Origin of the sequence: Gilliamella sp. B2911, from assembly GCF_026536965.1 — a bacterium.
In the GTDB taxonomy this organism is placed as follows: Bacteria; Pseudomonadota; Gammaproteobacteria; order Enterobacterales; family Orbaceae; genus Gilliamella; species Gilliamella apicola_E.
Genome location: NZ_JAFNNA010000002.1, coordinates 276,103 through 302,221, shown reverse-complemented (window position 1 = coordinate 302,221; position 26,119 = coordinate 276,103). Strand labels below are relative to the sequence as shown.

24 protein-coding genes and 2 pseudogenes are annotated in these 26,119 nt (G+C 33.8%); 4 read left to right on the top strand and 22 right to left on the bottom strand.

What is annotated here, in order from left to right; all coding sequences use genetic code 11:
- Positions 1 to 53: 53 nt before the first annotated feature.
- Together J3U27_RS03400 and J3U27_RS03395 are read right to left on the bottom strand one after the other, a co-directional pair.
- Positions 54 to 236, bottom strand: a pseudogene (locus J3U27_RS03400) (tRNA uridine-5-carboxymethylaminomethyl(34) synthesis GTPase MnmE); the annotation flags it as partial.
- A 272-nt stretch (positions 237 to 508) separates the two neighbouring features.
- Positions 509 to 1,411, bottom strand: coding sequence for a DMT family transporter (locus J3U27_RS03395; protein WP_065734652.1), 903 nt, complete (start codon positions 1,409 to 1,411; stop codon positions 509 to 511).
- Between the two features lie 148 nt (positions 1,412 to 1,559).
- Between J3U27_RS03395 and J3U27_RS03390 the strand changes: the two genes are divergently transcribed.
- Positions 1,560 to 2,450 (top strand): LysR family transcriptional regulator, encoded by an 891-nt coding sequence (locus J3U27_RS03390; protein WP_267376825.1) that lies wholly within the window; start codon positions 1,560 to 1,562, stop codon positions 2,448 to 2,450.
- 182 nt (positions 2,451 to 2,632) lie between these two features.
- Here the strand turns inward: J3U27_RS03390 and mnmE are convergent, their stop codons facing one another.
- From mnmE to J3U27_RS03375, 3 genes are all read right to left on the bottom strand, one after another.
- Positions 2,633 to 3,994 (bottom strand): tRNA uridine-5-carboxymethylaminomethyl(34) synthesis GTPase MnmE, encoded by a 1,362-nt coding sequence (gene mnmE / locus J3U27_RS03385; RefSeq protein ID WP_267330476.1) that lies wholly within the window; start codon positions 3,992 to 3,994, stop codon positions 2,633 to 2,635.
- 95 nt (positions 3,995 to 4,089) lie between these two features.
- Positions 4,090 to 4,683: a YdcF family protein gene (locus J3U27_RS03380; protein ID WP_267376824.1), complete on the bottom strand. Its 594-nt coding sequence runs from the start codon at positions 4,681 to 4,683 to the stop codon at positions 4,090 to 4,092.
- 19 nt (positions 4,684 to 4,702) lie between these two features.
- Positions 4,703 to 5,254: a DNA-3-methyladenine glycosylase I gene (locus tag J3U27_RS03375; RefSeq protein WP_267330474.1), complete on the bottom strand. Its 552-nt coding sequence runs from the start codon at positions 5,252 to 5,254 to the stop codon at positions 4,703 to 4,705.
- 243 nt (positions 5,255 to 5,497) lie between these two features.
- Here J3U27_RS03375 and J3U27_RS03370 point away from each other — a divergent pair, with 243 nt between their 5' ends.
- Positions 5,498 to 6,847 (top strand): MFS transporter, encoded by a 1,350-nt coding sequence (locus J3U27_RS03370; RefSeq protein ID WP_267353001.1) that lies wholly within the window; start codon positions 5,498 to 5,500, stop codon positions 6,845 to 6,847.
- A 74-nt stretch (positions 6,848 to 6,921) separates the two neighbouring features.
- On the opposite strand, the gene gorA is transcribed toward J3U27_RS03370, so the two are convergent.
- The 11 genes and pseudogenes from gorA to ribE all read right to left on the bottom strand — a co-directional run bounded on the left by gorA (position 6,922) and on the right by ribE (position 16,747).
- Entirely contained in the window at positions 6,922 to 8,274 is a 1,353-nt protein-coding gene (gene gorA, locus J3U27_RS03365; RefSeq protein ID WP_065734658.1) for a glutathione-disulfide reductase, read from the bottom strand.
- A gap of 192 nt (positions 8,275 to 8,466) precedes the next feature.
- Positions 8,467 to 9,891, bottom strand: coding sequence for a bifunctional D-glycero-beta-D-manno-heptose-7-phosphate kinase/D-glycero-beta-D-manno-heptose 1-phosphate adenylyltransferase HldE (gene hldE / locus J3U27_RS03360; RefSeq protein ID WP_065563591.1), 1,425 nt, complete (start codon positions 9,889 to 9,891; stop codon positions 8,467 to 8,469).
- Between the two features lie 44 nt (positions 9,892 to 9,935).
- A complete protein-coding gene (gene tatC, locus J3U27_RS03355; protein ID WP_065563592.1) occupies positions 9,936 to 10,697 on the bottom strand; it encodes a twin-arginine translocase subunit TatC in 762 nt (253 codons plus the stop codon).
- Positions 10,698 to 10,711: 14 nt separating this feature from the next.
- Positions 10,712 to 11,035: pseudogene (gene tatB, locus J3U27_RS03350) on the bottom strand (Sec-independent protein translocase protein TatB); the annotation flags it as partial.
- A gap of 3 nt (positions 11,036 to 11,038) precedes the next feature.
- Entirely contained in the window at positions 11,039 to 11,251 is a 213-nt protein-coding gene (gene tatA, locus J3U27_RS03345) for a twin-arginine translocase TatA/TatE family subunit (RefSeq protein WP_065563594.1), read from the bottom strand.
- Positions 11,252 to 11,323: 72 nt separating this feature from the next.
- Entirely contained in the window at positions 11,324 to 12,865 is a 1,542-nt protein-coding gene (ubiB, locus tag J3U27_RS03340) for a ubiquinone biosynthesis regulatory protein kinase UbiB (protein WP_267376822.1), read from the bottom strand.
- A 15-nt stretch (positions 12,866 to 12,880) separates the two neighbouring features.
- Positions 12,881 to 13,651, bottom strand: coding sequence for a bifunctional demethylmenaquinone methyltransferase/2-methoxy-6-polyprenyl-1,4-benzoquinol methylase UbiE (gene ubiE / locus J3U27_RS03335; RefSeq protein WP_065563595.1), 771 nt, complete (start codon positions 13,649 to 13,651; stop codon positions 12,881 to 12,883).
- 62 nt (positions 13,652 to 13,713) lie between these two features.
- Complete coding sequence (nadR, locus tag J3U27_RS03330; RefSeq protein WP_065563596.1) at positions 13,714 to 14,649, bottom strand: multifunctional transcriptional regulator/nicotinamide-nucleotide adenylyltransferase/ribosylnicotinamide kinase NadR; 936 nt, start codon at positions 14,647 to 14,649, stop codon at positions 13,714 to 13,716.
- Positions 14,650 to 14,793: 144 nt separating this feature from the next.
- The gene (locus tag J3U27_RS03325; RefSeq protein WP_267330469.1) at positions 14,794 to 15,831 is read right to left on the bottom strand and encodes a TrmH family RNA methyltransferase; all 1,038 of its coding nucleotides are present in this window, start codon (positions 15,829 to 15,831) and stop codon (positions 14,794 to 14,796) included.
- Positions 15,832 to 15,852: 21 nt separating this feature from the next.
- Complete coding sequence (gene nusB, locus J3U27_RS03320; RefSeq protein ID WP_267376821.1) at positions 15,853 to 16,272, bottom strand: transcription antitermination factor NusB; 420 nt, start codon at positions 16,270 to 16,272, stop codon at positions 15,853 to 15,855.
- 4 nt (positions 16,273 to 16,276) lie between these two features.
- The gene (gene ribE / locus J3U27_RS03315; RefSeq protein WP_065563599.1) at positions 16,277 to 16,747 is read right to left on the bottom strand and encodes a 6,7-dimethyl-8-ribityllumazine synthase; all 471 of its coding nucleotides are present in this window, start codon (positions 16,745 to 16,747) and stop codon (positions 16,277 to 16,279) included.
- Positions 16,748 to 17,107: 360 nt separating this feature from the next.
- Here ribE and lpcA point away from each other — a divergent pair, with 360 nt between their 5' ends.
- Together lpcA and J3U27_RS03305 are read left to right on the top strand one after the other, a co-directional pair.
- Positions 17,108 to 17,683: a D-sedoheptulose 7-phosphate isomerase gene (lpcA, locus tag J3U27_RS03310; protein WP_065734664.1), complete on the top strand. Its 576-nt coding sequence runs from the start codon at positions 17,108 to 17,110 to the stop codon at positions 17,681 to 17,683.
- 1 nt (position 17,684) lies between these two features.
- Positions 17,685 to 18,464, top strand: coding sequence for a class II glutamine amidotransferase (locus J3U27_RS03305; protein WP_065563601.1), 780 nt, complete (start codon positions 17,685 to 17,687; stop codon positions 18,462 to 18,464).
- On the opposite strand, the gene mdtH is transcribed toward J3U27_RS03305, so the two are convergent.
- From mdtH to pncB, 6 genes are all read right to left on the bottom strand, one after another.
- Positions 18,442 to 19,653 carry a multidrug efflux MFS transporter MdtH gene (gene mdtH / locus J3U27_RS03300; RefSeq protein WP_065734665.1) on the bottom strand — a complete coding sequence of 404 codons (1,212 nt, stop codon included), beginning with the start codon at positions 19,651 to 19,653 and terminating at the stop codon, positions 18,442 to 18,444. The two genes, J3U27_RS03305 and mdtH, sit on opposite strands and share 23 nt — an antisense overlap.
- Positions 19,654 to 20,112, bottom strand: coding sequence for a methylglyoxal synthase (locus tag J3U27_RS03295; protein WP_065734666.1), 459 nt, complete (start codon positions 20,110 to 20,112; stop codon positions 19,654 to 19,656). It abuts the gene before it with no gap.
- A 132-nt stretch (positions 20,113 to 20,244) separates the two neighbouring features.
- The gene (locus J3U27_RS03290) at positions 20,245 to 21,390 is read right to left on the bottom strand and encodes a porin (RefSeq protein ID WP_065734667.1); all 1,146 of its coding nucleotides are present in this window, start codon (positions 21,388 to 21,390) and stop codon (positions 20,245 to 20,247) included.
- A gap of 309 nt (positions 21,391 to 21,699) precedes the next feature.
- Positions 21,700 to 22,893 (bottom strand): porin, encoded by a 1,194-nt coding sequence (locus J3U27_RS03285; RefSeq protein WP_267376820.1) that lies wholly within the window; start codon positions 22,891 to 22,893, stop codon positions 21,700 to 21,702.
- Between the two features lie 306 nt (positions 22,894 to 23,199).
- Positions 23,200 to 24,603, bottom strand: coding sequence for an asparagine--tRNA ligase (gene asnS, locus J3U27_RS03280; protein WP_267376819.1), 1,404 nt, complete (start codon positions 24,601 to 24,603; stop codon positions 23,200 to 23,202).
- Positions 24,604 to 24,764: 161 nt separating this feature from the next.
- Positions 24,765 to 25,952 carry a nicotinate phosphoribosyltransferase gene (pncB, locus tag J3U27_RS03275; protein WP_267376818.1) on the bottom strand — a complete coding sequence of 396 codons (1,188 nt, stop codon included), beginning with the start codon at positions 25,950 to 25,952 and terminating at the stop codon, positions 24,765 to 24,767.
- Between the last annotated feature and the right edge of the window lie 167 nt (positions 25,953 to 26,119).

Here is a 26,119-nt window from a genome sequence, read left to right as displayed (position 1 = left end):
GGATATGACTTTTTATTTCTATCCCTATATTTCTAACCAACATTATGTTCAGCTTATTTACCAATGCAAAATGAGCTGAATATGCGCCCTAGTAGATCATTGGAGGTAAATTCGCCAGTGATTTCACTCAATGACTCTTGCGCAAGCCGAAGTTCTTCTGCTAATAGTTCGCCAGCATGAAATGTTGTGAGCTGGTATTTACCATTATTTAAATGCTCTGCTGCTTTTTCAAGTGCTTATAAATATCAGTGATAAGCCAAAAGTCTCATCCCGTGCTACTCATAAAACACATTACCTGTTTGATATAATCACATATTTAGGTTAATAGCTGATCCTTTTCGTACTAATTGAATGAGGGAATAGCCATAACGAGTACAAATCTACTTAACCGTCATTGCACAAAACATTAAATGACATTTTACTCAAAAAATCTTTAAACAAAAAAACTCTCGAACTTATGGTTAATTATGTCAAATAATGATTATTGAATTGTGATATTAGGACTTTTTTAACGATTAATTTTTAATATTTGATAAGATCCTGTCGCATATATCACTCCACTTATAACTAAAAGGGCTCCAGCTAACTGTAATAAATTGGGTATTGTACCGGTTATAAAAGCGAGTAATAAAGTAAAAACAGGTACGAAATTGAAAAACAATGAAGTATTAGCTGCTCCTAGTTCTTTTATCCCAACATTCCAAAATAAATATGCTAATACTGAACCAACAAGTCCCATATAAATAAGAATAATTTGATTGTATGTTGAAATTTCTTCAATCTCTTTTATTAAGTCACTTTGATAAAAAGAAAATACAACTATTCCTATAGTACCAAATAACATCGTAAAAGCTGTTGTTTGTAATGGTGTCGAATCGGATATAAATCTACGACATCCAACAGTGTAGGTTGCCCAAGCCAGATTTCCCAATAAAATAATCAAATCACCACGAGTAAAATGTAATTTAAGTATATTATTTATATCACCATGGCTTATCACTAAAATTACACCAATCAAGCTGATCAACATCCCTACAGTTTGTGGCAATGAAACACGGTGTTTTTCTATAATTGATGATATTAATATGGTTGTCACTGGCGATGTAGCCATAATAAGTGCACCATTTAAAGCGGATGTAGTTTGTAATCCGATAAAAAAGGCTAAATTGAAGCCTGTAATGCCACATAACCCAAGTAAAATTAATGGTTTCCAATTTAATCTAAATGTGCTGATGTTGCCTTTATCTTTAATGATCATAAAAACAAAAATAGCTAATGTTGCAATAATAAATCGTTCAGAAGCTGCTGTAAGTGGCGATACGGAAGAGACAACTATTGAACCTGCATTAAAATTAGTTCCCCAAAAAAAGGTTGATAGTGTAACAAGTAAAATTGTAATTTTTTTTTTCATTTTAATCTCTATTTTATTCATAAAAAGGCATCTGATGATATCAAGTTAGTCCTCGTTGCTTAAGGTAGGTCAATAACTGATAGATTTTGATTTTATGAATAATCCATTTATAATACAATAAACAAAAAAAGAAGGTTAAATTTCAAAAATGAAATTATCATTAGATGATTTGGTCATTTTCATTAATGTAATTAAAGAAGGTAGTATTGTTAAGGCATCGCATAAACTTTGTATGCCTTCACCAACTATAAGCAGACGTCTAACTCAATTAGAAGAAGCTATTGGCGGTCTTTTGATGCATAGAAGCAGTAGGAAGATCACCCTTACCACATTAGGACAAATGTATATTGCTAAATTTACTACCTTAGTTGAGGAGTTCGTTGAAACAGCTGAAGATTTGTATGATTTTAATAAAAAGTTATCCGGAACAATAAGAATAACTGCACCATTAAGCCTAACACATCAATGGCTTGGAAACTGTGTGTTTTCATTTATGAAAACATACCCTGATATAAAAATAGATTTAATGGCTACGAATCAAATTGTCAATTTAGCTGATATGAATATAGATATTGCCATACGTGTGGGAGATTTGACCGATAGTGATTGGATAGCAAAACGAATACTATTATCGAAAAATATATTGTGCTCATCCAAAGATTATTTAGAACAAATACCTATATGTACACATCCAATTGATTTACTCGACAAAAATTTAATTAATATAAGCCATAACCTAAGCTGGTCACTTACTAATACCACAAATAAAGAATATTATGAGGTACAAGCAAATCCTTATTTAATTATGGATGATACTGAACTAATAATTGACGCAACCAAAGCAGGAATGGGGATATGTTTTGTTCCATCTCAGTTTGTTCAAAAAAGTTTAGTTAATGGAGAGTTAGTGCAAGTGTTACCTAATTGGATCGGTAGCATTCGACCTATCTCTTTAATATTCAAGGATAGAAATTATATGCCAAACAGAGTGAAAGTTTTTAAACAATACATTGAAAATTATGTAAATTTAATGCTTTAGAATCCATACCTAAACGATTATCTCTCGTATTTACTGAGTATATTTTTTATCTTTTTTTGAATAACACTGAATTATTCCAGACATTACAGTAGTTCAACTCTTCTATGTCTTTATGTTCAAAAACCAAAACAACTGAATTCTGGTTTTTGACAAGTATTAGCTCGTTAACTGTAAAACTTGAATTATTTACCAATACAAAATGAACTGAATATTCTTCCTAATAAGTCATCAGATGTAAATTGACCAGTGATTTCACTCAGAGATTCTTGAGCTAATCTGAGTTCTTCCGCTAATAGTTCGCCTGCATGAAATGTTGTGAGCTGGTATTTACCATTATTTAAATGCTCTGCTGCTTTTTCAAGTGCTTGTAAGTGTCGTCGACGAGCTAAAAAGCCCCCTTCTGTACTACTAGTAAAGCCCATTACCTGTTTAAGATGATCACGTAATAAGGTAATACCTTCTCCAGTTCGTGCTGATAGTTGGATAAGGCAATAACCATTTTGCTCACTATAGCCTAATGGTTCACCAGTTAAGTCTGCTTTGTTTCGAATAACGGTTACTGGCATATTTTTAGGTAAGCGTTCAATAAATTCTGGCCAAAGTTTTTCTGGATTGGCCTCATTGGTTGTTGTGCTATCAACCATAAATAACACCCGATCCGCTTGGTCAATTTCTTGCCATGCCCGTTCAATCCCGATTCGTTCTACTTCATCGCTGGCTTCGCGTAGTCCGGCAGTGTCAATGATATGCAAAGGCATACCATCGATATGAATATGTTCACGCAAAACGTCACGTGTTGTCCCTGCTATGTCAGTAACAATAGCCGCCTCACGACCGGCTAATGCGTTAAGTAAACTTGATTTACCCGCATTAGGTCGACCGGCAATGACAACTTTCATGCCTTCCCGCAGTAATGAACCTTGTTTGGCTTCATGACGAACTTCATTTAATCGTTGAATAACTTGGTCAAGCTCTGCTTCTATTTTTCCGTCAGATAAAAAGTCTATTTCTTCTTCAGGAAAATCAATAGCTGCTTCAGTAAAAATACGCAAATGAATAAGCGATTCAACTAATTCATTAATCTTCTTGGAAAACACGCCTTGTAAAGAGGACAAAGCAGATTTGGCCGCTTGCTCTGAACTTGCATCAATTAAATCTGCAATGGCTTCAGCTTGCGCAAGATCTAATTTATCATTTAAGAAAGCTCGCTCTGAAAATTCACCTGGTCTTGCTATACGCACACCAGATATTTCTAATATACGTTTTAGCAGTAGATCTAAAATAACGGGTCCACCATGGCCCTGTAGTTCAAGCACATCTTCACCTGTGAACGAGTTTGGATTGGGAAAGAATAAAGCAATGCCCTCATCTAACGTTGTTCCATCAGCGGCTAAAAACGGTAGATAATGAGCATATCGCGGTTTAGGTAAGATACCTAAAACTGCTTTGGCAACCTCTTGTGCTTTAGGACCAGAAATACGCAATATGCCAACACCACCACGACCAGGTGGTGTTGCCTGTGCAACAATTGTGTCTGAATTCATATTTATTAATTGTAATTAAAAATAGCAATGATTAATCATACCATGACTATCATTAAAAATCTGTAAAGGCAAGCTATCTAACTTAATTAGAATGGCTAATTATTATTTTCAACATAATCTAATGGATGGTCAAACAGCCATGAATTAAGTAAAGCTAATGGCTCTCTTATCATTGCTATATATTTATCAATATTGGTATAAGCTAACGGTGCAGGTAAACCAGTAATATCACTAATACCCGAGCGTTTAGCTAGCATAATTGAACGAAGAATATGAAAATCATTGGTCACAACAACTGTTTTGCCTAGTGGTAAAATTTGATTAGCATAAACAAACTGTTGAGCCGTTCGCCTTGATCTGTCTTCAAGATATACTCTTGAGGAATTAATACCTTTTTTAATTAGGTAATCAGCCATCACACTTGCTTCAGTTGCAGATTCATCGCTTCCTTGCCCACCACAAACAATTACTTTGGTATTTGGATTACTCTGCAAATAATTAAATGCTGTATCTAAACGATTTTGTAAGGTAAGTGGCGCTTCAGCTGGTGTTCCAACCACTTGTGATCCTAATACGACTAAAGTATCAGCATTAGTTGATGGCTTTTGATTAGCGTAAATAAAAATAATGATATTACAAACGATGAAATAAACTAATATTAATATTAGGCAATATTTTATTAATTTCATGATTGTCAGCAATTTCCCCTCATTTTTTAAAGCAATCTTCGAAATGGTCGTTAACTAAGCCCATAGATTGCATAAATGCATAACAAATTGTTGATCCTACGAATGAAAATCCTTTCTTTTTCAGTGCTTTTGACATTTTATCGGATATTTCTGTACTAACAGGAACCTCACTTTTATCTTTGTAGTGATTGACTATTGGCTTACCATCAACGAATGACCAAATAAATTGTGAGAAGTCCTCATTATTATTTTGCATAGCTAAATAGGCATGAGCATTTTTTATAATGCTATTAAGTTTTAAACGATTTCGAATTAAGCCTTTATTTTTAATTAATGACTCTATATCAATAGCGTTTAATTGAATAATTTTTTCTGGGTCAAAATTAAAAAAACATCGACGATATTCTTCTCTTTTTTTTAGTACGGTAATCCAAGATAATCCAGCTTGTTGTCCTTCAAGACAAATTTTTTCAAATAGTTTAAGGCTATCATATTGTGGATAACCCCATTCATTATCATGATAATTTATATATAACGGGTCTTTTGTAACCCAACTGCATCGTTTTGCCATTATTTTTATCCAAATATTTTAAAATTATTATATGCGATATATAGATAGAATTTTAGCTTAATATCATTTTTTATACATATTATAAATCAAACAAACATATCGTTATTGTTGATTAAATTTTTTTATGATTAAACAAAAGACTACTTTTTATGGCAGAATGCCTTTTCAAGATTAAAATTTATCAAAGAATAGTCATTTCCTTTACTGGCTATATTCATTTAATAATAAAAATAAGGTTTTTTCATGAGTCAATCTGAAATTAACGCTGAATGGCAACCGGTCGCCCGACCATTGAATAGTAAGGATTTTAAAACATTAATATTGTCATCTTTAGGCGGAACGCTTGAATTTTATGACTTTGTTATCTATGCGCTATATATTGATACCATTGTCAAGCCACTATTTTTACCACATACCTTGTCACCATTAACCTTAGATTTATTTGCATGGGGGATTTTTGCTGCTGGTTATTTAGTTCGTCCTGTTGGCGGAATTATTATGGCCCACTTTGGAGATAAAGTTGGCCGAAAACGGATGTTTACCTTAAGTGTAGCAATGATGGCTTTACCTACTTTTATTATCGGTATTTTACCGACCTATGAAACAATTGGTATTGTAGCACCATTATTATTGTTGTTGATGCGTATGTTACAAGGCGCAGCTATTGGTGGAGAAATGCCTGGTGCATGGGTATTTATCGCAGAACATACACCAAAACAACGCTATGGTTTGGGCGTTGGTACGTTAACATCAGGTATTACAGGCGGAATTTTACTTGGATTTTTCGTTACAATTATTGTTGATCTCTATTTTACTAGCCAAAATATTTTAGATTATGCTTGGCGTATACCGTTTATTATTGGTGGAATTTTTGGTGTGATTTCAGTCTACTTACGAAAATTTTTATCTGAAACGCCAATCTTCAAGGAATTAGCTGCACGTAAAGCATTAGAAAAAAGCATTCCTGTTGTTACCGTACTAAAAAAACATAAGACAGCTTGTTTGATAGTCGCTTTGTTAACTTGGTCATTATCAACAGCAATTATGGTTGGTATTTTAATTACTCCTGGCCGTATCGTTGGCGGTATGTATCATTTTGCTAATCTGGATTGGCGTATTGGTGGATGTATTGCTGCCTTAACATTATCAATTGGCTGTGTTATTTCTGGTTGGTTAGATGATAAATTAGGTACAGCAAAAACAGTCGTCATAACTTGGGGTGGATTGGCTGTGGTAAGCATCTATTTCTATAGTTCACTAACGCCAGATATGTCATTAGCTAAATTATATTCGATTTGGGCGATATTTGGCTTATTTATCGGATCAATCGCTATGACACCAATTATAGGAACTAGAACCTTTCCACCAGCCATTCGCTATTCTGGTCTATCATTATCTTACAATTTAGCCTATGCATTGTTTAGTGCAATAACGCCGACTTTAACTATCTACTTATTAAGTCCCGATCATATATTAGGTGAATACAGTTATCTGGGAGCAGGTATTTACATCTCAGCAGTGGCTTTACTTGCTGTTTTAGTTGGTTTTTCATCATTAGCTCAAAAGGGTTGGCAAAATAGATTAGATAATTAATCACTTAACACCATATAAAAACAGGGCTAAAGCCCTGTTTTTTTTTTAACAAGATATAATAAATTTTCAATACATTAGCGCATTGTAACAAACTCTTCTGCCGCTGTTGGGTGAATGGCGATGGTGTTATCAAAGTCTTTTTTTGTTGCACCCATTTTTAATGCGACAGCAAAACCTTGTAAAATTTCGTCCATACCATAGCCTATACCATGAATGCCGACTATTTTTTCTTGTTCACCAATACAAACTAATTTCATTTTACACGGTTGACGATGAGAAGTTACGGCAGTATACATAGCAGTAAACGTAGATTTATAGACCTTCACGTTTTCAGGGCCATATTGTAACATTGCTTGTGGTTCTGTTAACCCAACTGTCCCGATCGGTGGATGGGTAAATACCACCGTTGGAATATTAGTATAATCTAGATGTTCATTTGGTTTATTGTTGAAAAGTCGCTCAGATAAGCGTCGACCAGCAGCAACTGCAACTGGAGTTAATGCCGCAGCTCCAGTATCATCCCCAACAGAATAAATTCCTGCTACATTAGTATTTTGATACTCATCAACAATAATAAACCCATTACTGTCAACTTTAATGCCAGCTGCAGATAAATTCATTTCTTTAGTTGCAGGTTCTCGTCCTATTGCCCAAATTAAACAATCAACAGTATAACTTTTACCATCTTCTAATGTTAACGTTAATGATTCATCAACGTTTTTAGTGACAGAAGATGGAATTGCAAAAGTATGCAAATGCTGACCATCATTAGTTATAACTTCCATTAATGTTTCAACAATTAATGGATCGAAAGCACGTAATGGTGTGCCTTGCCGAACAAATTGATGAGTTTCAGCACCTAGCGAGTGTAAAACACTGGCAATTTCACAAGCTATATAGCCTGCACCAACAACGGCCACTCTTTTTGGTAATGCTTTTAATTCAAAGAATCCATCAGAAGTAATTCCATATTGCGCTCCGGGAATATTGGGTATACTTGGCTTACCACCGACAGCAATAAGAATATGATCGGCACTATAATGCACACCATTGACATCAAGCGTTTTGCTATCAATAAATTTAGCATATCCATGAATAACATCGACATTATTATTGTTTAATACTCGATCATAAGATTGATGAACACGATCAATATAAGCTGTTCGGCTAGCGATTAGTTTATCCCAATCAAAATGATTAATTGTCGTATCAAAACCATAATCAGGGCCATAATGATTAATCGCCTCAGCAATTTGTGCACCATACCACATAATTTTTTTGGGAACACACCCAACATTGACACAAGTTCCGCCTAATAATTTAGCTTCAATAATAGCGCACTTTTTACCGTAAGATGCCGCTCGATTAATTGAAGCAATACCCCCACTACCACCACCGATAGCAATATAGTCATAGTGTTTAGTCATAAAAGAAATCCTTTAAATAAATTAGCATTTGGTAGTTGATAGGTTTGCATAAAGCAGATAATAAAAAAAGTATTAATTATGAAATTTAACGATAGTTAATACCTATTGATTGGTTTTAAAATATACCCAAACCTAAATTATTCGATAATTGACTAATTAGCTACTTAAATAAATAGCTAATTATTATATTATTTATTTCCGTTTAATCTTATCAATGATGTTTGTAGTCGAACAACCATCTTCAAAATTAAGGACTTTAACTACTCCACCTGCTTCTATAACTTCTTTTCCACCGGCGATATCTTCAGGTTTATAGTCACCACCTTTTACTAATACATCAGGTAAAATACTGGCAATCAACCTTTGTGGAGTCTCTTCTTCAAAAGGAACAACCCAGTCAACTGAATCAAGTGCACCTAATACTATCATTCTTTGCATTAATGGATTTATTGGTCGGGATTCCCCTTTCAATTGTTTTACTGAGGTATCACTATTTACTGCTACAATCAAACGGTCACCAAGCTTACGAGCATTAGCAAGATATGAAACATGCCCAGCGTGCAAAATGTCAAAACAACCATTAGTCATGACAATTTTTTCACCACGTAACCGTGCTTTTCGAATTTCTTCTTTTAATTCATCTTCAGTCATCACCCCAAAACCATCATCTGCGCGAGCCCGAATAGCATTACTTAATTCAACTTGCGAAACAGTTGATGTTCCCAATTTACCGACAACTACACCGGCTGCAGCGTTTGCTAAATAACAGCTTTCTTCAAGTGATTGCCCTGCAGCTAATGAAGCTGCTAAAGTTGCGATTACAGTATCACCCGCACCGGTAACATCAAATACCTCTTTAGCTTGAGTTGGTAGATGGTAAACAGGTTTATCTAATTGTATTAACGTCATGCCTTTTTCACTACGAGTAACAAGCAAGGCTTTAAGATCATATTGCTTAATAAGTTGGGAACCTTTTTCAATGATCTCTTCTTCTGTTTTACATGTTCCAACTACAGCTTCAAATTCAGACATATTTGGTGTCAGTAATGTTACACCACGATAACGCTCAAAATCAGTACCTTTAGGATCAACCAATATTGGTACATTAACTTTTCGTGCTTGTTTTATCATTTCTTGTACAGCAGTTAATGCACCTTTGGCATAATCCGATAGAACCATTACTTTAGAAGTTGTAAGTGCGGTATCAATACGCTCTAAAATAGGAGTATGATCCACATTATTAAAACCTTCCTCAAAATCAATCCTTATTAATTGTTGATTTCTTGATAACACTCTTAATTTAGTAATAGTTGGATGTGTTGAAACAGATACAAAATCGCAATGAACATGTCGATTAGTAAGTTGCTCATCAAGTACCTTAGCAGGTTCATCCATTCCAGTAAGACCAATTAAACGTGCTTTACCTCCGAGGGAGGTAATATTGAGTGCAACATTAGCTGCACCGCCAGGACGTTCTTCAAGAGAATCAATTTTAACAATTGGTACAGGCGCTTCTGGTGATATGCGATTGGTACCGCCATACCAATAGCGATCTAACATAATATCGCCAACAACAAGAACATTTGCCAGATTAAACTCAGGAAGAGATGTTTTCATTTAGTTATCCTTTACTCGTATTCATTGGATCAATTATCAATCTATTATTCATCGTCTATATTTTTATCATCATCTTGTATGATTTTTTTTCTTGGTTGATAAAACCGGGCAAAGAATGTCCCAACTTCAAATAATAAACAGATAGGTACAGCTAATAAAATTTGTGAAAATACGTCTGGTGGTGTAACAAACATAGCTACAGCAAATACTGCTACAATAATATAAGGTCTTTTTTTACGTAGATTTTTAGGGGTTGTTACTCCTGTCCAGCACAGCAATATTATTGCAACAGGGACTTCAAATGCAAAACCAAAGACTATAAATAATGTCATGACAAAATCAAGATATTTAGTTATATCGGTATTTATCGCAACATCAACTGGAGCAGTATGAATAAAGAAGTAAAAAGCGAGAGGAAATACTGCAAAATAAGCAAACGCAATACCAATATAAAAAAGTACCGTACTTGAAATTATCAATGGCATAATTAGACGTTTTTCATGTTGATATAATGCAGGTGCAATAAATCCCCATACTTGATACAAAATATAAGGAATCGAAATAAATATCGAAACAACAGCAGTCAGTTTAATAGGAGTAAAAAATGGTGCCGCAATGTCAGTTGCAATCATGCTACTACCTTTTGGCAATTGACTAATAAGCGGATTAGCAACAATATGGTAAATATCATTCGAGAAATAGAGTAAACACGTTAATACAATTAATATACAGATGATACATCGTAAAAGCCGTGTTCTTAGTTCTACTAGATGACCAATAAGTGGTTGCGTTGCGTCGTCTGTCATAATTTATCTTTATCTGAATGAATTGTTGTATCTATTTGAGAGGCGGAATCGATCTCTTTTTGTAGTGTTTCGGTTACGCGTTTTAATTCATCAATGGATTCTTGAATTTCCGATGTTAGGGTATTTAGCCCACTTTGTTCTGCTTTTTTTAAACTATCTTGTAACTCTTGTAATTTAAGCTCTTTATTCAATTCTAACTGAACAGTTGCAGACATACGGCGGAGTACTTTTATCCAGCTTGCAACAGTTTTAATTGCAATAGGTAGACGCTCTGGCCCTAATACGACCAACCCGATAATTAAGACTAATAGTAGCTGACCAAAGCTAATATCAAACACAAGTTACTCTTTATTGGTGTGGTTATCATCAGATGAGTTAAGACGTTCCACTTTTTGTGAATCATCTGTCTCTTTTTGATCATCGTCGTCATTCATAGCTTTCTTAAAACCTTTAATGGAAGCCCCAAGATCAGAGCCCAATGAACGCAATTTTTTTGTTCCAAATAATAGAACGATAACCGCTACAAATATGAGTAATTTGGGCAAACTTGGCATATGATAAGTCTCCAATAGCTTAAAATAGTAAAATTATACACTTAAATGGTGAGATTCCAAAAAATAACTCGCTTAATGCCCGACAAGTAAAGCAATACATAAAAGACTAAGAATACTAATTGCAAACATTAATCTTTGTTGGTTTCTTTTACTACGTTGAAGTTGTTGATTAATCTGTTTTAACTGAACATGCATCAGCTTAGTCATCCGAGCCTGATCATTCAACTTTTCCGGTAGCTCAACAACAAGGTTTTTCCATTCTGGTAAGGAAGTCCAAACTTGATGTAATAACTTTTTAGCACTGTATTTATCTTCATACCAATTTTCTAAAAATGGTTTAGCCGTTTGCCACAAGTCAAGTTCTGGATAGAGTTGACGCCCTAACCCTTCTATATAAAATAACGTTTTTTCAAGTAAGGTTAATTGAGGTTGAATATCCATCTCAAATTGACGTGCAACTTGAAATAGTGATAATAAAATTTGCGAAAAGGAGAGCTCACCAAGTGGTTTAGCAAATGCAGGTTCGCAAACATTGCGCATAGCCATTTCTAATGCGGCAACATCCGTTGTTTCAGGAACCCAACCAGATTTGATATAAATTTGTGCAATTTTTCGATAATCTTGGTTAAAAAATGCAAGAAAATTTTCAGCCAAATAGCGTTGATCATCTTCAGTCAAAATACCTACAATTGCACAATCTATCCCAATGTAACGAGGATTTTGGGGTTCGCTTATATCCACAAAGATATTGCCCGGGTGCATATCTGCATGAAAAAAATTATCCCTAAATACTTGGGTAAAGAAAGCTTGAACACCACGCTCTGCTAATAACCTCATATTGACATTATTTCTTTTTAATTCATCAACATTAGCTATCGGAGTACCGTAAATTCGCTCTTCAACTAAAACATTTTTTCGGCACAAATCTTGGTACACATAGGGAATATAAAGGATCTCACTATTAATGAAATTGTCGCGCAAACGAGCTGTGTTATAGGCTTCTTTCTGAAGATCCAATTCTTTTAGAAGCGTGTTTTCATAATCACTGACAATTTCTACAGCCCGTAACTTTTCACCAAATTTTATCCGTTTAGTAAATTGGTTAGCAATCCAATACATTAAGCGAATGTCAGATTTAATTATAGGTAAAATATTTGGTCGCAAAACTTTGATTACCACTTCAGCTTGGCTACTTTTTAAAGTTGCTGTATGAACTTGTGCGATGGATGCTGATGCTAATGGTTGATCATTAAAATCTGAAAAATAAAAATCTATAGGACACCCTAGAGCAGTTTCAATAATTTGTTTTGCAATTTTTCCATCGAAAGGGGTAACTTGGTCTTGTAATTTGGCTAGAGCATCGACAAGATGTTTTGGCAACACATCGCGTCTTGTTGAAACCATTTGCCCAAATTTTATCCATACCGGACCTAGCTCTTGTAAGGCTTGACGCAACCTTTCACCAATCTCTTGTTGATTTGATTTAGGTCTAACCCAAAACAAACAAAACAATAATACTCGTAACCACCTTGAGACACGGTGTTTTGGTAATAGCTCTTCTAATCGATAAGCTCGAAATATGGTTAATATTTTATAAAGTCGAAAAAATGTCATTATTTGTTTATCACATTAAAATTTAAAACCAGTATGTAAGGCTACAATACCGCCTGTCATATTGTGATATTTAACATCGACAAACCCAGCATCTTCCATCATTTTTTTCAGTGTTTTTTGATCTGGGTGCATTCTGATAGATTCAGCTAAATATCGATAACTATCTGAATCATTCGCTACGATTTTTCCCATTAATGGCAACATAGTAAATGAGTAAAGATCGTAGGCTTTATTTAAAATTTGGTATTGTGGTTTAGAGAATTCTAGAATCAATAAACGCCCTCCTGGCTTTAAAACTCGCCACATAGATTCTAGCGCTTTTTGCTTATCAGTCACATTTCGTAGACCAAATGAGATAGTGATACAATCAAAATAGTTATCTGCAAATGGTAACTCCTCTGCATTTGCTTGTACATATTCAATATTTTTAAATAAGCCTTTATCTCGTAGTTTATCTCTACCAACCTTAAGCATCGACTCATTGATATCTGCTAATACAACTAAGCCATCATCTCCAACTATTTGTGAGAATTTAGCTGTTAAATCACCTGTACCACCAGCTAGATCAAGGACTTTTTGGCCCTTCCTAACACTACTATACTCAATAGTTATTTTTTTCCAGATTCGGTGAATACCAAATGACATTAGATCGTTCATGATATCGTATTTATCTGCAACAGAATGAAACACCTCTGCTACGCGTTTTACTTTATCTTGTTTTGGAACTTGGGTGTAACCAAAATCAATTTTATCCTGATTTTCATTTGGTTGAGAAGATTGAGACATAAAAATTCACCTATCACAAAAAGTTAGCTTATTTTAACATAAGCTAACCTAAATGTGATGAGCTAAATCAATAACGATTCAACCATTTTAGAAACAATTTCAAAATGCTGTAATGGAGTGGAATTCGCCGGTAATTCGTTTTCATGAATAATTAAATCAAATTGGTAACTACTTTTTAGTCCAATTAAGACTTCATTAGATTTGCCAAAAATTTGCTCGTAGTAGTTAGATAATGTCCCAAAATCGATAGAAGTAAAGAGAAGTTTATTAGCATTTTCTAATGATTTACTCATTCTCTCTACATGTAACATTGCAATTCTTAGATAATCATTTTCACTTAAGTAACGTTTATTTTCTAGAGTTGAAATTTCTCGTTGAATATAATTTATATACCCATTTGAAACATATTGTGTATTATAAATATTAGCTAATTTTACGGGCAATTCATTAAATTTATCATGTCCTATGATGGCGACTTTTTTAACAAAAAAAGGTCTAGCTGCTTGGGCAATAAAAGACCAATTTTGATAAGGATTTTCTCGAATTTTGGTCGCACTGATATTAACGAATTCACGATTAGCATCAATAACAACTACTGGGCAACCAAAATAGCGCTCATGCTCCGTTACATCTTGTGGTTCACTAGTAAACACAACAGATGGTTCAATTTTATTTTCTGATAATATATGTTTAATACTATCACTCCACTCTTTCCAACCATTAGGATAATAGTTAATTCCAGTTTCATCAGAAATATAAATATGAATATTATGTCTATCTTTGAAGGTATCTTTTAACCATGAAAAACGATCACTAACTTGTGGCTGTCTAGGTAAACGACTTTTCTCAAATAGTTGTTTATCGCGAGTTGCTTCACAACCAAGCATTACATGTAATTCATCAACTTGCGTTAACGCTTTTTCAATAAGATAAATGTGGCCACTGTGTAATGGATAGAACTTACCAAAAATTAAACCAACTCGATGTTTAGATGACATAATAATTACCAATACATTAAAAAACTCGATACCAATGTACAGAAAAAACAACCATTTTCTAACCAATTGATGCTATTTAATATAATGAGAAGATAAAAGTGTTAACTTCATCAAAATATTCAAAAATAACTAGAGCAATATCAATTAAGATTGATATTTAATAGTAGATAAAACAATCCCTGCTGCAACAGAAATATTTAATGCCGACATATTATCATTACCACTCAAATGCACAACATTATCAGCACAATTAATTAACTTTGTATTAATTTGTTGAAATATAATTAATACAACTTTCTTTTTAAATTCAAGTTGTGATAATTCGGTTGATTTAATGGATTTTGACTGACATGGTAATAAGGCAATTATTTGATAACCATTCTTTTTTAATATATCTATGGATACAATAAAATCATCACTTTTAATTGGTTCAATCGCTTCAATACCACCTTCAGCGACTCGCATTGCTGATCCACTATCAAGCAAATTAGTTTGACGCAAAATGATACCATTAACGCCAAAAAAAGCAGCGCTACGAACTAATCCACCTAAATTATGAGGGTTATTAACATCATCAATCGCAAGAATACAATCACGAACTCTATCATCATGTTCATGTAAATAATCAAGTAAAGAGAGCGGTATCCGTTTTTTAACAATTAAACAGACTCCACCATGATGTAGGTTTTGCGTTATTTTAGTAATTTGTTCTGTTGATACAACATCATAACCTAGTCGTTGTTTGACTAACCAATTAATTAAATCTTTAAACTGATAAGTCATTTCTTGAGTAATAAATAATTTCACTATAGCAGAGCGTCGATGCTTAAATACAGCTCTACAACTGTTTTCACTATAAACTAAAGTCTCTTCTTTTTTTTGTCGATACTCATCATAGCCAAATGTTGGAGTTTGATCGTTATCTTTAACTTTTTTTTGCCAGGGAGAATCATGTTCATCTGATAAATTTAAGTTTACTTTAGATGACTTTATAGTTTTATTTGATGATTTTACTTTAAATGTTTCAATTCGATCATGTTTTGCTTTTGAATTAGACTGAAGACTATCATTTTTACGCTTACTTCGATGATCATTGCCTTTGTTTTTTACAGATTTCACACTTGATTGACTATTTTTGGCATAAAAAATTGAAGGCCTGCTTTTTTCGATCGTGTCGTTCATAATATTCCCAATTTAAGACAGTTATCGTGTACGAATAGTTGGAGCAACTTTATCCAATACACCATTTATAAATTTGTGGCTTTCTTCTGCGCCAAAAGTTTTTGCCAGATCAATTGCTTCATTGATAACCACTTTATAAGGGACATCATGTCTCTTCATTAATTCATAAGTTGCAATTCGTAGTACCGCTAATTCAATTTGTCCTAACTCATCAACAGTTCTTTCTGTTAGGTAAGGTGCCATTTTTTCATCTAATTCTGCTGTGTTTTTGGCAACACCATGAAGTAATTCTCTAAAATATTTACTATCAACACCTTTCATATCTTGTTCAGCTATAAAACCGCTCTCAACATCAGCAAGATCATTCTTAGAAATTTGCCAAGAGTAAATGGCTTGAACGGCACACTCTCTTGCTCGACGACGAGGATTAACTAACGCCACTAAATTACCCCTTAATTGTTTTGATAACATTTAACATTTCAAGTGCGGTTAATGCTGCTTCAGCACCTTTATTACCCGCTTTAGTTCCAGCTCGTTCGATCGCCTGCTCAATACTTTCGGTGGTTAAAATTCCAAAACCAACTGGTATTGAATACTCTAAACTAGCATTCAATAAACCTGAACTTGATTCTCCAGCAACAAAATCAAAATGAGCCGTACTGCCACGAATTACCGTACCTAATGCTACAATGGCATCATATTTTTTTGATTGTGCAGCAACTTTTGCTGCTAAAGGAATTTCGTAAGCGCCTGGTACCCAAATAACTGAAATGTTTTTATCTTCAACTTGACCAATACGAGTTAATGCATCTACTGCTCCATTAACTAAACTTTCGTTAATAAATTGGTTAAAACGTGCCACGATAATGGCTACTTTAGCTTTTGGTGCAGCAACTTTACCTTTAACTATTTGCATATTTATTCCTTATCGATAGATTCTAGATGCAATTTTATAATCACTTTTAGTGAAAAATTTATAAGCCAATTATAGCACAGATTAAAGGGTTATCCTATTAGCAAAAATGGGGAATTAACATGTTTATAACAAGCATAAGTAAGTATGATTATTTGAAAGTTATTGTTTGTAAATTTACTGTTTATAAAATGTAATTTTTACATTTATAAATTATCATTCCTTCAACAAAGATTTATAAATTTTTAATAATTGCATCAAAGTTTTTTCTTACTATAAGAAATTTCATTTTTATTACTTGCAAGCTGTTATTAACGAATTACAATGGTAAGAAAAAAGCTTTCTACAAAAGAGGTAAAATTGATGTACATTAACACTATTCGAGATGAGCTAAATCAAGCAATTGACGTATTAGCTAATTTTATTTCAAATGATGAAAATCTTAAACAAATTCAACAAGCGGCAATTTTAATCGCTAACTCATTTAAACAAGGTGGTAAAGTACTTTCATGTGGTAATGGAGGTTCTCATTGTGACGCTATGCATTTTGCTGAAGAGTTAACTGGCCGTTTTCGAGATAATCGACCATCCTATCCTGCCATTGCAATTTCAGATGTTAGTCATATATCTTGCGTTGGTAATGATTATGGTTTCGATTCTATTTTTTCTCGCTATGTAGAAGGTGTTGGTCAAAAAGGTGATGTACTACTAGGTATTTCAACTTCAGGAAACTCAACTAATGTTATTAAAGCGATTGAAGCAGCAAAACAAAAAGGTATGAAAATTATTACGCTTACCGGTAAAGATGGTGGAAAAATGAATGGTTTGGCTGATGTAGACATTCGTGTGCCTCATTTTGGTTATGCTGATCGAGTTCAAGAAATCCATATAAAAGTGATTCATATTTTGATTTTACTCATTGAAAAAGAGATGGCTTAAAATGTGCGAATTATTGGGTATGAGTGCCAATGTGCCGACTGATATCTGTTTTAGTTTTACCAGTTTAATCAAACGTGGCGGTGATAAAGGTCCACATAAAGATGGCTGGGGAATAACATTTTATGAAGGTAAAGGGTGTCGTACATTCAAAGATCCTGAACCTTGTAGTTTTTCACCTATAGCTAAATTAGTTCAACAATACCCAATAAAATCAACGGCAGTTATTGCTCATATTCGTCAAGCTAATCGAGGAGGGGTGGCCCTAGAAAATACCCATCCTTTTACTCGCGAATTATGGGGAAAAAATTGGACTTTTGCCCACAATGGGCAATTAACTGATTACGAAAAGCTGCATATGGGAATTTTTCAACCAGTTGGATTAACCGACAGTGAATATGCTTTTTGTTACTTAATTAATCAGTTACATAAAAAATATCCCAAACAACCTACCGATGATATTGAACTTTTTGATTATATTCGAGAGTGTGCGATTAAATTAACCGAACTTGGTATTTTTAATATGTTACTTTCAGATGGTGAATATGTATTTGCCTATTGCTCAACTAATCTTCATTGGATCACCCGAAAAGCGCCATTTGGTAAAGCAAAATTAATTGATGAAGATGTTGAAATCGATTTTCAAAAGCATACTACACCAAATGATATTGTCACTATTATTTCAACTATGCCGTTAACCTCAAATGAAACTTGGCATAAATTAAACACTGGTGAAGCAATTTTATTTAAATATGGTGAAATTAATCAATTTTTTTCATCTTGACTAAATTAAAAGGTGGTTCATCCTTAAATAAATATTGTAAATAACCTAACGTTAATAAACCAACTAAAGTTAAAATAATCCACGGCAAATGCGGAAAACCCATCTTGATTGCAATTTCATAAAGCCAACCGGCACCGGTATAACCAACAAACCCACCTAAAGCAAGCCCTAATCGACTAAATCCCATATAACTACCTTTGGCTTTTGGATTAGTTAACACGGTTGCTAAAGTTTCTCTAGCCGGCTCTGCAATAATTGCACCAAGGTAAAAAAGCGCAATCAAGGATAGCAAAATAGATAATTGGGATGTAAATCCGATTATTATAAAGGCAAACGACATCAAAAGTAATCCAAATTTAAGGCGTTGATCTAATCTAAAATATTTTTCACTAAACCGAGCAATAGGATAAAGCAGAGTTAGTGAGATAGTTGCTTCAATCACGTACATCCATTTCACATAGCTTGAACTTCCTGAAATATTGGTAATAGTTAGAGGTAGCATCAACATGACTTGTACCCCAAGCACATAATAACCAGTTAAAGTAAGCACATAATGAGTAAACTTTTTATCTTTCAAAACCATTTTCATACCATTAATAATTGAAGCTTTACCAATTGCAATATGATAAGAGGGTAAAAAAAACAGATTAAAAATGCCACATAAGAAAAAGATAAAAGCACCACACCAACAAACTAATTGGAAATCATAATCTATTAAGATACCACCAATAAGAGCACCAATAACTGCACCGGCATTATCTTGTATCATTAATAATGATATAAATTTGCCTCGTTCGTGAGGTCTAGTAAATTTTATGGTTAATCCCATTCGAGGTGGATCAAATAACAGTCCACCCAATGCAGACAATAAGCAAGATACAAGTAATAACCAGTGTTCAGTTGCTAAAGCCATTGAAATAAAGCCAATCGACCGCAAAAACATACCTGTTATGATCATAGGTTTTGCACCAAATCGATCAGCTATAGCACCACCAATTAAGCCAAATCCTTGTTGAACAAATTGACGAAATCCTAAAGCAAAACCAACAAATAGTGCACTCCAACCTACTTGGCTAACAAAGTGCGTAGAAACGAGCGGAAATACGACATAAAATCCCAATACAATAAACAGATTATCAAATAATAATATGTATCTACCTGTTTTGCGAACTTGTGAAGGAATTGGCATCTATTTTACTCTTTCATTTAAATAGCCTTGATAATCAGGGATCTCTATCTCCACTTCTTGAGTAAATATTGAGGACTGTATTAATGCGTTAGCTGTTGCTTGATTAGTTGCAACAGGAATGTTCCAAACCGTTGATAAGCGTAACAGTGCTTTTACATCTGGATCATGAGGAACGGCATTTAGAGGATCCCAGAAAAAGATAAGAATATCAATTTTACCTTCTGCGATTAAAGCGCCGATTTGCTGATCGCCCCCCATTGGACCACTAAGCATTGGCGTAATATTTAATCCGGTTTCTTTCTTAATTAATGTACCTGTTGTACCTGTTCCACATAAATTATGATGAGAGAGTTCTTCGCGATTTGTTTTGCACCAATTTAATAATGCTTCTTTCAAATGATCATGTGCAACCAATGCAATGCTTTTCTTTGCAGGTAGCTTTCGAGTAATATAAAGCATCAAATAATCCTAATTCCTTATTATTTTTTGTATTTTTTAACAAACTATCTATTAAAGTGCAAGCAGTATTTGATCCAGAAAGACAAGAAAAAAGGCACCGAAGTGCCTTTATCAAATCAAAAGATAAAATAATTAGAATTGATAAATTAATCCTAATGCAACAGTATCCTTAGCTGTTGCTTTAATTTGAGATTTACTAAATGTACCGTCTTCATATAAAGCACGACGTGCGCCAATATCATTCTTATCTAACAAGTTGATTTTATAATCAACAATGGCTGATAAATTTTTATTGAAATCGTAAGTTAAGCCAACATCAACATATTTAACTAAATCATTACCTTTAAGGCCTGCATCACCACTTCTTGAGAAGCTTGAAGCATCTTGTACTTTATGTTGAATATATGCAACAGAAGGTGTTAAACGGCCAACTTCAAAGTCAATACCATATTGTGCAACTAATTCAAAACCTTTGGTTTTCAAATCATCAGTATTACTTGTACTTGACGCTTTTTCCCAACCATATTTTTGTTTACCTTGAATATAAAGTGCAGCTAAATAAAGATTGTCGTTATTATATTTAGCACCTGCTGACCATGCTTTAGCATCTTTATGTCCACCAGTTTGCGCATAACCTGCACCAATAGATAAACCACTATCAAGCACATCCCAATCAATTACAGAACCCCATGCTTCTGCACTATCATGGTCAGTACGATCATGCTTATTTAGATATTGAGTTGAACTATTATCTCCGTTATCTGCATACTGTACTGCAAAACGTAAACCGTTAACTAATCCAAAAAAGTTTGAATTACGGTAAGTCGCTACAGCTTTTGTTCTAGCCGTTAATGCGTAAATATCATTATTTGAAGCATCACCACCAAATTCAGGTAGAACGTCAGTATAAGAAGTTAAAGTTTTTAATACGCCGTCGTTACGACCGTAGTCAAATGAACCAAAATCACCAAAATTTAAACCAGCATATGCATAACGAGTTTCGTTATCAGCATCTGATCCAGTTTTTGCTTCATATTCCCAACGACCATAGCCACTCAAACTATCTGAAATTTGCGTTTCACCAGACATACCTAAACGAGCTGTCGTTTTGTCACCTTCGCCAGTTTGATTATTTCGATCAGTAAGATAATTTAAAGCATAGACTCGACCATAAAAGTCAACTTTATTGCCATCTTTGTTCCACACTTCAATAGAAGCGCTAGCTGTTCCGGCAATTAATAGTGCAGGAATAGCAATTGCTAATAGATTACGTTTCATTTAATTACCCTCTTAGGTATTTTATTATTTAAAAAAGATACAAAAATATTTGTTCTTGGTTTAATAAATAGTTGCTTTCAAATAGCAACTAAATTATTACTGGGATATCTACTATTGAATACTAGATTTTTATTGAAACACTGTAGATTAACAATGTTTATCACATGTAATTCTGCGAATTAGGACTATTTTATGACTTAAAATTAATTTTTTTTAAGCATAAAATGTTTTTTTGTATGGTTTGACATTTAATAGACGAAAAAAAAGGCACATAAGTGCCTTTTTGAGATATTTAAGGATATTAAGAGATTAGAATTGGTAAATTAAACCAACACCTAACACGTCTTTAGTACCTGGTTTAGTCGCATGTTTACCACGTGGAGACTTGGTATTACTTGCTGCACCAATATCTTTATGGTCAAGTAAGTTAAATTTATATTCAACAATCGCACTAAAGTTTTTATTTAGATCATAAGTTGCACCTACAGATACATACTTAACTTCTGGTGAATTAAACCCTCTATATTTCCAAATATAACCATATTTATGGAAATTACTATAATCAGAAGATTTAACTTTGTGTTGAACGTAAGCAATTGATGGAGTTAAACGACCAACCTCAAGATCAATACCGTATTGAGCAACTAATTCAAAACCTCTAATTTTGATATCAGTATCTCTTAAAAATGCTGAATTAACGCTTGAGTCACCAAAGGTAGCACGAGCATTTTTATGTTTACTTTGGAAGTAGTTAGCACCTAAATATAGATTATAGTTGTCATATTTGATACCTGTTGCCCAAGTACTATGGCGATTTTCACTTCCTGAATCTTGTGCATAACCACCACCAAGAGTTAAACCAGTATCAAAAATACGCCATTGTGCATTTGCACCCCAAGCTTCTTTCGATTGCTTATTATATCTATCTAGATGATTTTTTGAAAGACTATATGGTTTAGTAGCATCACCATTATCAGCATATTGTAATGCAAAGCTCAAGTCATCAGTTAAACCAAAGAAGTTGTTATTACGGTAAGTAGCAACAGCTTTAGTACGTTCAGTTAATACATGCCATGCGTTGTTTGCTGCATCACCACCAAATTGTGGTAATACGTCAGTATATGCAGTGATTGCTTTTAACACACCGTCATTACGACCATAATCGAATGAACCAAAGTCACCAAAGTTCAAACCAGCAAAAGCATAACGTACTTCGCTATGACTGCCTTCTCCATCATTATCTTTACCAGCTTTCGCTTCATATTCCCAACGACCATAACCAGTTATGCCGTCAGTGATTTGTGTTTGACCAGACATACCTAAACGAGCTGAAGTATCATCACCTTCACCTTCTTGTCCACGGTCAGTGATGTTGTTAGCAGCTTTTACTCGACCGTAAAAGTCTACTTTGTTACCATCTTTATTCCATACTTCGATAGAAGCATTTGCACCTGCTGCTACTAAAAGAGCAGGGATAGCGATTGCTAATAGATTACGTTTCATTTCTTACCCTCATGGTTATTTTTCTTAAAAGACACGTCTTTTGGGTTGTGTCAATTTTGTTACAATGATTATTCATCCAAAAATAATGTTTTTAACTAATGTTTATAACTATTATTTTTATCTCAATTTTCACAGTACTGTAAATTATGTATAAAAATTTATTAAAATCAAGTGAACTTTTCCTAAAACTTCGTGTCTAAGCTTAAAATTGCATCCGTTTGATTAATTTTTATACGATTTTTGTATTTTATTTATATTAATTTTTATATCAACTGACAAAAAGTCAGTTGAAAATTTGAGCAAATTTTAGAAATTTGCATTACGCGGTGTTCTTGGAAATGGGATCACATCACGAACATTTTGTACACCAGTGACATACACAATCAATCGTTCAAAACCAAGTCCAAAACCTGAATGTGGAACAGTTCCATAACGACGCAAATCACGATACCACCAGTAGTCTTCTTTTTTAAGACCTAACTCATCCATACGTTTATCTAACATATCTAAGCGTTCTTCACGTTGCGAACCACCAATGATCTCGCCGATTCCTGGTGCTAATACATCCATTGCTGCAACAGTTTTACCATCATCATTCATACGCATATAGAATGCTTTGATATCCTTAGGATAATTTTTAACAACAACAGGCGCTTTGAAATGTTGTTCAGCCAAATACCGTTCATGTTCTGAGGCTAAATCAATTCCCCAACTGACAGGATTTTCAAATTTTGCATCACAGTTTTGTAAAATAGAAATGGCATCGGTGTAATCAACTTGAGCAAAATCAGCATTAATAAAGTTTTCTAAACGATTGATTGCTTCTTTATCAATATGCTGAGCAAAAAACTGCATATCATCAGCACGTTTCTCTAATACCGTCTTGAAAACATATTTCAACATATCTTCGGCGAGTTTTGCATTATCGTTAAGATCAGCAAAAGCAACTTCCGGCTCCATCATCCAAAATTCGGCTAAATGGCGAGTAGTATTTGAATTTTCAGCTCTAAATGTTGGACCAAAAGTATAAACTTTAGAAAGTGCACAAGCATAAGTTTCTGCATTGAGTTGACCCGAAACAGTTAAAAAGGCTTCTTTACCAAAAAAATCTTTATCAAAGTCAATTTTACCATTACCTGTTTTAGGTAGATTTAACATATCAAGAGTTGAAACTCGAAACATTTCTCCCGCACCTTCTGTATCTGATGCGGTAATAATTGGTGTTGATAACCAGAAGAATCCACGTTCATCAAAAAATTGGTGAATAGCTTGGGCTAATGTATGTCGCACACGAGTGATTGCTCCAACAATATTGGTTCTAGCTCGTAAATGGGCAACCTCACGAAGATATTCAATTGAGTGACGTTTAGCGGCCATAGGATAAGTTTCAGGATCATCAACAAAACCATAAACTTCAACATTCGTTGCTTGCAACTCATATTTTTGACCTTGACCAGGCGATTCAACTACTTTTCCTGTTACTTTTACTGAACAGCCAGCAGTTAAACGTAAAATATCCTGTTCATAATTTGGTAGATCTTTTTCTATAACAGCTTGAATAGGATCAAAGCATGAGCCATCATAAACAGCCAGAAATGAAATACCGGCTTTCGAATCACGGCGCGTTCGTACCCAGCCTTGAACAGAAATAGTGCTACCAACAGCAATTTTGCCTTGTAACACGTCAACAATAGGAGCAACTGAATTCATTTTAATTATCCATCTCTATTTTATTATCTATATAGTTAATGTTATTAAAAGCAATATAAATTAAAAATGACTAACCATAGAAAATTTTCTTTATGATTAATAATACCGGTTAATAATATATTACTTATTAAATTTTTAGCATTAATAATCTACTTTTATTATTAATGATTGACTTTGAACGTTCTTTTCAATTCGTCAATAAAGGCCAAATCTTTCGAAATCGTTTTTCCAGGACTATCTGATAATTTAGCCACAGGTTGATTATTACATTCAGTGAGTTTTAACACAATATTCAAGGACTTGGTATTAAACTCTGTAGACGGAATGTCACAAGCTAAAAAACCGCCTATACCAAAAGATAATTTTACTCGGTTATTGAAGTATTGATAGATTTTAAGCGCTTTATCAAAGTTTAGGCTATCAGAAAAAACCAGTAATTTTGTTTTAGGATCAATTCCTAATTGCTGATAATGACGAATCGCTTTTTCGCCCCACTCTATCGGATCGCCTGAATCATGGCGTAATCCTTGATAATGAGAGGCTAAATAATAATCAAAATCCCGTAAAAATGCATCCATCGTAATACAATCAGTTAAAGCAACACCCAAATCATGTGGATACTCATCTAACCAAACTTGTAGTGCCGTCTTCTGGCAGTCTTGTAAATTGGTACTTAAACGCTGATGAGCTTGAAACCATTCATGTGCTTGAGTACCAACCGGTGTCAATCCTAAACGATATGTCAATAAATAATTACTAGTACTATTAAAATTGGTAAAATGGTTTTGCAAATAACTAACAACGGCTTCTTGTACAGCAAAAGAGTAACGTCTTCGTGTGCCAAAATCCATCAAATTAAAACCAGATATATCAATATCATTAGTATCAAATATTGCTAATTTATCTTTAAGTCTTACCAGTGCTTGATCAACACCAATATTAGGAGAACGATCTTTATGAACAATCTCACTAATTACTGCAAGCAATGGCACTTCCCACAAAATTACATCAACCCATTTACCTTCAATTTGAATAACTAGCTGACCATCTTCATTTTTAATCGTTAACAATTGACTATTAAAATGCCAATTTTTTAGCCAATTTAAATAATCTGGTTTAAAAAAAGAAATATGCGACAAATAAGCGAACTCATCTTCAGTAAGAGCTAGAGACTCCATTAATTTAACTTGATGAGCAATTTGATCAGCATACTGACCAAGTAAATCATCACTACGACACCGGAACTGTGCATTCACAGTCACATCAGGATAATGATGAAAAACAGCTTGCTGCATATGCAATTTATAAGCATCAGTATCTAATATTGATGTAATTATTGCGGGTAACATGTCTATCTATTATCAGTTCTTTCAAGAAAATTCTGGAGATTATAGCAGAATAATAATTAAGATATAGATTAATTATCTAATAAGATTATTTTTAATACGCTATAATAGCCAATAAAGATATTTTGATAAATTAATCCATATCTATTCCAAAATGATTAATATTGATG